General features: G+C 68.4%; 9 protein-coding genes. 6 read left to right on the forward strand and 3 right to left on the reverse strand.

Features of this window, described 5'->3' with window-relative positions; translation table 11 throughout:
• Positions 1–10 precede the first annotated feature (10 nt).
• The 6 genes from ACWCOV_RS23800 to ACWCOV_RS23825 are packed head-to-tail and all read left to right on the forward strand — an operon-like array spanning position 11 to position 5,919.
• A complete protein-coding gene (locus tag ACWCOV_RS23800) occupies positions 11–1,435 on the forward strand; it encodes an extracellular solute-binding protein (RefSeq protein WP_449831495.1) in 1,425 nt (474 codons plus the stop codon).
• Positions 1,435–2,328, forward strand: a complete 894-nt coding sequence (locus tag ACWCOV_RS23805) for a carbohydrate ABC transporter permease (RefSeq protein WP_449831496.1) — start codon at positions 1,435–1,437, stop codon at positions 2,326–2,328. Before ACWCOV_RS23800 ends, ACWCOV_RS23805 begins: the two co-directional genes overlap by 1 nt.
• Positions 2,325–3,149: a carbohydrate ABC transporter permease gene (locus ACWCOV_RS23810; RefSeq protein WP_449831497.1), complete on the forward strand. Its 825-nt coding sequence runs from the start codon at positions 2,325–2,327 to the stop codon at positions 3,147–3,149. The genes ACWCOV_RS23805 and ACWCOV_RS23810 overlap by 4 nt, the downstream gene beginning before the upstream one ends.
• Positions 3,149–4,258 (forward strand): ABC transporter ATP-binding protein, encoded by a 1,110-nt coding sequence (locus tag ACWCOV_RS23815; protein WP_449831498.1) that lies wholly within the window; start codon positions 3,149–3,151, stop codon positions 4,256–4,258. Before ACWCOV_RS23810 ends, ACWCOV_RS23815 begins: the two co-directional genes overlap by 1 nt.
• Entirely contained in the window at positions 4,258–5,505 is a 1,248-nt protein-coding gene (locus ACWCOV_RS23820) for a CehA/McbA family metallohydrolase (RefSeq protein WP_449831499.1), read from the forward strand. The genes ACWCOV_RS23815 and ACWCOV_RS23820 overlap by 1 nt, the downstream gene beginning before the upstream one ends.
• Before the next feature lie 12 nt (positions 5,506–5,517).
• Positions 5,518–5,919: a hypothetical protein gene (locus ACWCOV_RS23825; RefSeq protein WP_449831500.1), complete on the forward strand. Its 402-nt coding sequence runs from the start codon at positions 5,518–5,520 to the stop codon at positions 5,917–5,919.
• Between the two features lie 92 nt (positions 5,920–6,011).
• On the opposite strand, the gene ACWCOV_RS23830 is transcribed toward ACWCOV_RS23825, so the two are convergent.
• The 3 genes from ACWCOV_RS23830 to ACWCOV_RS23840 all read right to left on the reverse strand — a co-directional run bounded on the left by ACWCOV_RS23830 (position 6,012) and on the right by ACWCOV_RS23840 (position 7,929).
• A complete protein-coding gene (locus ACWCOV_RS23830; protein ID WP_449831501.1) occupies positions 6,012–6,632 on the reverse strand; it encodes a response regulator in 621 nt (206 codons plus the stop codon).
• A gap of 581 nt (positions 6,633–7,213) precedes the next feature.
• Positions 7,214–7,585, reverse strand: a complete 372-nt coding sequence (locus tag ACWCOV_RS23835; RefSeq protein ID WP_449831502.1) for an Rv3654c family TadE-like protein — start codon at positions 7,583–7,585, stop codon at positions 7,214–7,216.
• A complete protein-coding gene (locus ACWCOV_RS23840) occupies positions 7,582–7,929 on the reverse strand; it encodes a TadE family type IV pilus minor pilin (protein ID WP_449831503.1) in 348 nt (115 codons plus the stop codon). The genes ACWCOV_RS23835 and ACWCOV_RS23840 overlap by 4 nt, the downstream gene beginning before the upstream one ends.
• Between the last annotated feature and the right edge of the window lie 448 nt (positions 7,930–8,377).

An 8,377-nucleotide genomic window follows, 5' to 3' on the forward strand; every position in this document is an offset into this window, starting at 1 on the left:
GAGACCCCTAATGCGATCACTCACGCGGTTGTCCAGCACCGCAGTCCTCGGCGCTGCGGCGCTGGCGCTGCTGACCGGCTGTCTCGGCTCATCCGACAGCGGCGGCGACCAGGACACCAGCCGCAACGCCGACGCCAAGAAGGTCGAGCTGACCATCGGCTCGAACGCGGTGAAGGGCGGCAAGAGCAGTGCCGGCGCGACCTTCATCGAGGACGTCCTGATCCCGAAGTTCGTCGCCGAGCAGAAGGGCAAGGGCGTCGACGTCACGGTCAAGTACCAGGGTGACGGCTCCGACGACGAGGTCTACAAGCAGAAGCTGTCCCTGGACCTGTCGAACAAGTCCGGACCGGACCTGATCCAGATCGACGGCATCTGGGTCGGCGAGTTCGCCCAGGCCGGCTACATCAAGCCGCTGACCGACACCGTCGGCGACACCAGCAAGGTGGACGACTGGGACGGCTGGAAGCAGATCCCCGAGGCGGTCCAGCAGCTCGGCAGCTTCGACGGCAAGCGGTACGGCGTCCCCGGCGGGACCGACGGCCGGGTGCTCTACTTCAACAAGAAGCTGTTCCAGGAGGCCGGCCTGCCCGCCGACTGGCAGCCGAAGTCGTGGGACGACATCATCTCGGCCGGCCAGGCGCTGAAGAAGCTGTCCGGGGTCACCCCGATCCAGATCAACGCCGGTACGGCGATGGGCGAGGCAACCACCATGCAGGGCGTGCTGCCGCTGCTGGTCGGCACCGGCACGACCATCTACCCCGACGGCAAGTGGCTGGGCGACACCCCGAAGCTGCGCCAGGTGCTCGACTTCTACCACCAGATCTACTCGACCGGCCTCGGTGACCCGGTGCTGCAGCGCGAGGCCAAGGGCCGGGACAAGTCGTTCGCCCAGTTCGCCGCGAACAAGATCGGCATCCTGCTGGAGGGCGACTACTTCTGGCGCAGCGTGGTCGAGCCCAAGGAAGGCGTCGCCAAAATGGCCGACCGCGACACCGCCGTCGGCTACGCGCTGATCCCCGCCGCCCGGCCGGGCGGCGGGGTCAAGGGCCAGGACTTCGTCTCGATGTCCGGTGGCGGCGCGACCGTGATCAACCCGAACACCAAGTTCCCGCAGCAGGCCTGGGAGCTGCTGCAGTTCATGAACTCCGCCGAGATGGTGAAGGAGTCCCTGAACGGCGCGGCCAAGATCACCCAGCGCACCGACGTCAACAACGAGGTGCTGGCCAGTGACCCGATGCTGAACTTCGTGGCCACCAAGGTGCTGCCGATCACGCAGTACCGGCCCGGCCTGGCGGAGTACCCGAAGATCTCGGCCGACCTGCAGCAGGCCACCGCGGACGTGGTCGGCGGGAAGACCACCGACGCCGCCGCGAAGGCCTATCAGAAGGCGGTCGAGGCGGCGGCCGGCAGCAAGGACAAGGTCGCCGGCAACTGATGAGCACACGGCTACGGAGTCCGGCGGCGGACGTCGCCGGACTCGGTATCGGGCGGGCGTTCGGCTTCGTCGCACCGGCACTGCTGCTGATCGGCGCGTTCCTCGTCTTCCCGGCGTTCTGGACGATCTACATCGGCGTCACCAACTACCGGCTGACCGGTGTCGAGGCGGTGTCGCCGTCGATCGTCGGCCTGTCCAACTACACCAAGGCACTGAACGACGCGCTCTTCCACAACGCGTTGTGGCTGACGATGCTGTTCGTCCTCGGCTCCGCGATCATCGGGCAGAACATCCTCGGCTTCACGCTGGCCTGGGTGATGCGCCGTACGCGTCCGGCCGTCCGCCGGACCGTCGAAGCGCTGGTCCTGCTGGCGTGGATCCTGCCCTCGACGGTGGTCGCGTACCTGTGGGTCGCGTTCTTCGACCGGGACGGCGGCACGCTGAACGGCCTCCTCGGCACACCGGGGACGGCCTGGCTGATCGACTACCCGATGGCGTGCCTGGTGGTGTTCAACACCTGGCGCGGTACGGCGTTCTCGATGATGCTCTACTCGTCAGCGCTGCAGGCGGTCCCGCCGTCACAGCTCGAGTCGGCGCGCATGGTCGGGGCCTCGGGGTGGCAGACGCTGCGCGACGTGGTGTTCCCGCACATCCGGGGTCACGTGCTCACCAACACGCTGCTGATCTCGCTGTGGACGGCGAACGACTTCTCGCCGTTCCTGCTCACCAAGGGCGGGCCGAACCACGAGTCCGAGACGGTGCCGGTCTACATCTACAACGTGGCGCTGCAGGGCGGTGAGCTCGGCTACTCCTCGGCCATCTCGTTCCTGCTGCTGATCGCGAACCTGCTGGTCTCGCTGATCTACCTGCGGCTGCTGAGGAGGCGCTCGTGAGGACTCCTGGATACGTCGTACGGCGGATCGGCTTCTACGTGCTGATCTGCGCGATCATGCTGTTCTTCGCCGTCCCCATGCTGTGGATCGCGTCGGCGCCGTTCGACGCGTCCCCCGGTCTCGGGGTGCGCTGGCCGGACTGGACGCTGGCCAACGTCCGCAAGACGCTCGACCACCCGTACGCGATGCACTCGATGGTGAACTCGCTCGTCATCTCCTTGAGCACCGCGATCGCGGTGACCGCGTTCGCCGCGCTGGCCAGCTACGCGTTGTCGCGGGTCCGGATCCCGGGCCGGGACGCGCTGCTGTACGGGCTGTTGCTGCTCTCGTCGGTCGTCACCGGGACGGCCGCGATGGTGCCGATCTTCGTGATGATCTACCAGCTCGGCCTGATCGACTCGCGGTTCGGCGTCGCGCTGGTGATGACCAGCGGGCTGTTGCCGGCGGCAATCTTCATCCTGAAGGACTTCGTGGACGCGGTGCCGCGGTCGTACGAGGAGTCGGCCCGGGTGTTCGGCGCGTCCACGGGCCAGATCCTGCGCGACGTCGTACTCCCGGTGGCGCGGCCCGGCCTGGCCACCATCATGGTCTGGGCATTCGTCAACTCCTGGGGCAACTTCCTGGTGCCCTTCCTGCTCATCCGGTCGATCGACCTACAGCCCGGGGCGGTGCTGATGCAGACCCTCACCGACGAGGGCGGCAGCGTGAACCTGCAGGTGCTGCCGGTGTTCTCACTGCTGTTCTCGATCCCGGTCGTCGTGCTGTACCTGCTGGTGAACTCGCGGTACGGGTTCCGCTTCCATGGAGGGATCAAGAGCTGATGGCGGGCATCGACATCGAAGGCCTCGCGACCGTCTACCCGAACGGCGTGCGCGCCGTCGACGGACTGGACCTGCATGTGGAGGACGGCGAGTTCTTCGCCCTGCTCGGCCCGTCCGGGTGCGGCAAGACCACGCTGCTGCGGACGATCGCGGGCCTGGAACAGGCGACCGAGGGCAAGGTCCGGATCGACGCCGCGGACGTGACCCGCGCCGAGCCGGGCAAGCGTGGCGTGGCGATGGTCTTCCAGGACTACGCCCTGTTCCCGCACATGAACGTGTCCGAGAACATCACCTACCCCTTGAAGGTACGGCGGGTTCCGCTGTCGACTCGTGCGGCGACGGCCGAGCGGACCGCTGGTGAGCTGTCGCTGCACGGGCTCCTGGACCGCAAGCCGGGGCAGTTGTCGGGTGGTCAGCAGCAGCGGGTCGCGCTGGCTCGCGCGATCGCCTCTGAGGGCAAGGTGCTGCTGCTGGACGAGCCGTTGTCCAACCTGGACGCCCGGCTGCGGCTGGAGGCTCGCACCTTCCTGAAGAAGCTGCAGCGCGACCTCGGCATCACCACGGTCTTCGTGACGCACGACCAGGCCGAGGCGTTGGCGCTGGCCGACCGCATCGCCGTCATGGAGGCGGGCAAGCTCCGCCAGCTCGGTTCTCCCCGCGAGGTGTTCGCCCGTCCCGCCAACACCTTCGTCGCCAACTTCATCGGTTCCACACCGATGAACCTCCTACCGGGCACGGTCGGATCCAACTTGTCAGCAGACGAAGTCGGCGTGGTCTCCGTCGCAGGTGGATCGTTGCCCGCGACTACATATTCGACACCGACGGGTGCCGAGGTCACCGTCGGCATCCGGCCGGAGTACCTGACTCTGGCACATGGCAGCGTCACCGGACCGTCCCTGCGCGGGCAGGTCGTTGTTGCGGAGAATCTCGGCACCCAGTCCCTGGTCAGCGTCGACTGTGATGGCACGCTGATCGGCGTGACCGTTCCCGAGGAAGCCGAGCCCGAGCCGGGCACCACAGTTGTTGTTACCGCCCCCGCTTCACGAGTGCTGCTGTACGACCGGGAGTCCGGTGACCTGCTTGCGCGTCAACCGGCTGCGGTCGGCTGATGGCAGTCACGTCGTACCGGCGTCGTTGGACGCTCGACGATCGCGCGGAGTCGGTCTGGCACTCGCTGCCGGTCGACATCCCGGCCGGCTGTCCCGGTCTGCTGGTCACGTTGACGATACCGGCGGTCGAGGGGGCCATCATCGACCTCGGCTGCGAGGGTGCTGCCGGGTGGCGCGGGTGGTCTGGCGGCGCACGCCGTACGTTTGCCATCACTCCGACCGCGGCGACGCCTGGCTACCTCGCCGGCGACCTCGAGCCGGGGACGTGGTGGGTGGTCATCGGGCTGCATCGGCTGCCGGTCGACGGCGCCGAGCTCATCGTCGAGGCGGTCACGGGTCCGGTCGATGCGGTGCCTGGTTTGGCGTCGTACGCCGAGGCGTCTGCTGCTGTCGCCGTACCGGCTCGGCCGCCATGCCGTACGTTGCCTGCGGCCCCTGGGATGAAGTGGGTGGCCGGTGACTTCCACGCGCACTCGCTGCACTCCGACGGGTCTACGCCGGTCGCCAACCTCGCCGCGCTCGGTGTTGCGGCCGGGCTGGACGTGCTGGCGGTGACTGATCACAACACGGTCGCGCATCACCTGGAGCTGCCGGCGGTCGGGAAGCAGTTCGGCATCGGGTTGATTCCTGGGCAGGAGGTGACGACCGAGTCCGGGCATGCGAACGCGTTCGGCGACATCGGCGTGATCGACTTCCGCCGTCCTGCTTCTCTGTGGGTGTCCGACGTGGCGGCACGCGGCGGACTGCTGTCGATCAACCATCCGCTCGGCGGCGACTGCTCCTGGCGTCAACCGCTACCGGAACACCCACCGCTCGCCGAGGTCTGGCACTCGACCTGGCTCGACCGCACCTGGGGCGGCCCGATCGCCTGGTGGCAAGCCTGGGGCCTGACCCGTACGACGCCCATCGGCGGCAGCGACTGGCACGACCCGACGTCTATCACCCCGCCCGGCACCCCCACCACCTGGATCGCCGTCGACGCCGCCGCCTCGGGCCCCGACGAACTCCCCGCCGCCGTCCTCGACGGCCTGGAGGCAGGCCGCACCGCCATCTCCGCCTCCTATTCGACTCCCGTTCTCCTCCGCGTCGAGGACTCCTTCATCGCTCTGGACGCACCCGGCACCGTTCTGATCTCCCCCGACGGCACCCGGCGGCCGGTGCGCACGGACTACGAGTCCCTGCCGGCGGCTCCAGGACCGCACTACCTCGTCACCCACGAAGGCCGCTTCATCTCGCTGTGCGCCTGACAGACTGACGGCATGACCGATCAACGGCGCCAGGTGATCGTGGTCGACGCAGCCAACGTGGTCGGCTCCCGCCCGGACGGCTGGTGGCGCGACCGCGCCGGCGCCGCCCGCCGCCTCCTGGCGAAACTCGCCGCCCTCCAGGAGCGCCTGCACGACACCACCGACATCATCGTCATCCTCGAAGGCGCCGCCCGCGCAGCCGTCTCGGGCCCCGACGCCCCCGACGTCGGCACCCTCCGCGTAGTCCTGGCCGAAGGCTCCGGCGACGACACCATCGCCGCCATCACCACCGAGGAAGCCGCCGCCGGCCCTCATGTCACCGTAGTAACCGCCGACCGAGGCCTCCGCCAACGCACCGACCCCACTGGCGCGGTGGCCGTAGGCCCCAACTGGCTCCTGGACCAACTCCCATAACCCAACGCGAACCGTCGGGCGCCTGATCCACGGCAGCGCCTAGTGCACCCCGAGGCCCGCGCCCTCGAACCCTGCGCCACCAACCTCCAGCGTCAGTCGAGGAGCCAGCCGTTGCGGTCGGCTATTTGGATGGCGTCGGAGCGGGTGCGGGCGCCGGTCTTGCCGATGGCGGACCAGAGCCGGGTACGGACGACGCGCTCGGAGACCTCGAGCTTTCGAGCCATCAACGCGACCGAGCCGCCGTCACGGGCGGCGCGCAGGGTGTCGGTCTCGTCGTCGTCGAGCGGCGTCTCGGAGTACTTGAGGTTCTCGGCCGCCAGGTTGGCGTCGACCACGCGCAGTCCGAGGTGCACCCGCCGTACCGCATCCGCCAGCTGCGGCGCCGGGCTCCCCTTCAGCGCGATCCCCTTCGCCCCTGCCTCGAGCCCTCGACGGAAGTGGATCGGCCGCCCGTACGTCGTCAGCATCACGACCCGGCACTCCGGTATCGACGTACGCAGCGTCGTGGTGACCTTGATGCTGTCGTTCCCCGGTCCCGCGGCGTCGAGCAGCGCGACGTTCGCCCGGTGCCGTTTCGCGGCGCCCACCACGTCGTCCGAACGGTTGAGCTCGGCAACGATCTCCAGGTCGCGCTCACGCTCCAGTCCGCTTCTGAGTACGCCTCGACTGAGGATCTGGTCGTCGACCAGCAACAGCCGGATGCGGTCGGGCAAACGAGCCTCCGGGGTGACCGTCCGGGCGCCGGGGAAGTGCGTCCGGGAGGATGGGCAGGACTTCGGTTCCAGATCATGGAGTCAGCCAACGCACCACGTCCAGATCAACGCCCCATCTCTACCAGATTGCGACCAGATCGCGACCGCCCAGACCTCGCCCACGCGCGGGTGAGCCTGCGCACGCTTACCCGACGCGGCCTGCGCGTGCATGTTGATGTCTGGCCGCGGGTGTGCGAGCGACGGATGTGAGGCAGGCGCACTTGGGGCGACAAGGCGGTCTACTTCGTCGGACAACCTGCTCCAGCTGTACGTCGGGCGTGGGGTGATCCGGCTGTTCGTCGGGCGGTGGGGTGATGCGGGTGTACATCGACAGGTGGCGCGACGGGCGTACGTCGACACGTGAGGCAGCCGGCGTACGTCGACAGGTGGGGTCAGGCGGGTGTACGTCGACGCGTGACGCAGCCGGCGCACGTCGTCACGTGACGCGGCCGGCGTACGTCGACGCGTGGGGTGATGCGGGTGTGCGTGGGCAGGTGGTGTGGCGGGTGTACGTCGGCGGGTGCTTGGTGGGGTGGTTTGGGTTAGGCGGGGCCGGCTTGGGATTGGGTGGTGAGGGTGGGGGTGCCGAGGGCTGGCAGCGGTAGGTGTTTGGTTACGCGGATGGTGACGGTGTCGGCGGTTGTTTGGCAGGTGGTTAGTTGTACGTGGTGGGTGGTGGCTATTCGGTGGGCTGTGGTGCAGGGGTCGGTGGTGCCGGCGGTGAGGGCGTGGGCGGCGCTTAGGGCGGTCAGGTCGGCGGCGGCTGCTAGTTGGTGGCGGGCTGTGGAGATGGATGTCCAGAGGACTGCCATGGCTACGGCGGTCATAAGGATTAGGCAGGTGAAGAGGGTTAGGAGGGTGCCGCTGCCTCGCTCGGATCGGACGCGCCGGCTTGGGGTGGGGTGTTTGGTCATGGGGGTGCGGCCTGGGTGGTGGGTTCGGATTGGAGGGTAGCTTCGGCTGTTACGTGCGTGGTGGGGAACGGGGCTAGGAGCGGGCCGGGGTCGGTTGGGGTGGCGGTGACTTTGACGTGGATGTCTGTGGGGGTTCGGGTGATGGTGATGGTTGCGTTCTTGGGGGCTGTACGGCGGCCCAGTTCTTGAGCTGATTCGAGGGATTCACCGCGGGCCACTGCGCGGGCTACGTCTCGGGCGGCGTCGGTGCACTGGATGTTGAGCACGACGGTGCCGGTCAGCCAGAGGCCGAGCACGAGCATGGTGAGCAGGACGGGCAGCGTGATGGCTACCTCGGCAGTCACTGCACCGCGCTCAGCACACCGGCCGGCGCGACGCTCGATGCTCCTGCGGGTGGCGTGACGCTCGATACGCCTCGGGGTGTGGTGGCGGGTTGCTGCGAGGTGGCGCGGGGGTGATGGTGTCGGCATTGGGGCCCTTGGGTTGTGGGTGGCTGAGGTCCGCTGTTGGCCAGTGCTGCGGGTTGAGTGGCCGTTGCTGGTGGACGGTGCTGCGGGTTGAGTGGGGTTGAGTGGCCCTTGCTGCCGGACGGTGCTGTGGCTGCAGCACTTTGCTGCTGGGTCGCGCAGCAGCATTGCTGCTGCGCGGGGCAGTGGGCGGCGTTGGAGGCCGGGTGGGGCCGGAGTTGCTGGCAGCGCTGGGGGCCAGGTGGGGTCGGTCGCGGTGAGGGCCCCGCCCCCTCCCCCCGGGGTTATGCGAGTAACCATATAAAATCGCCCTGATGTGTGGGCT

The sequence above is a fragment of the Kribbella sp. NPDC002412 genome, from assembly GCF_053592935.1.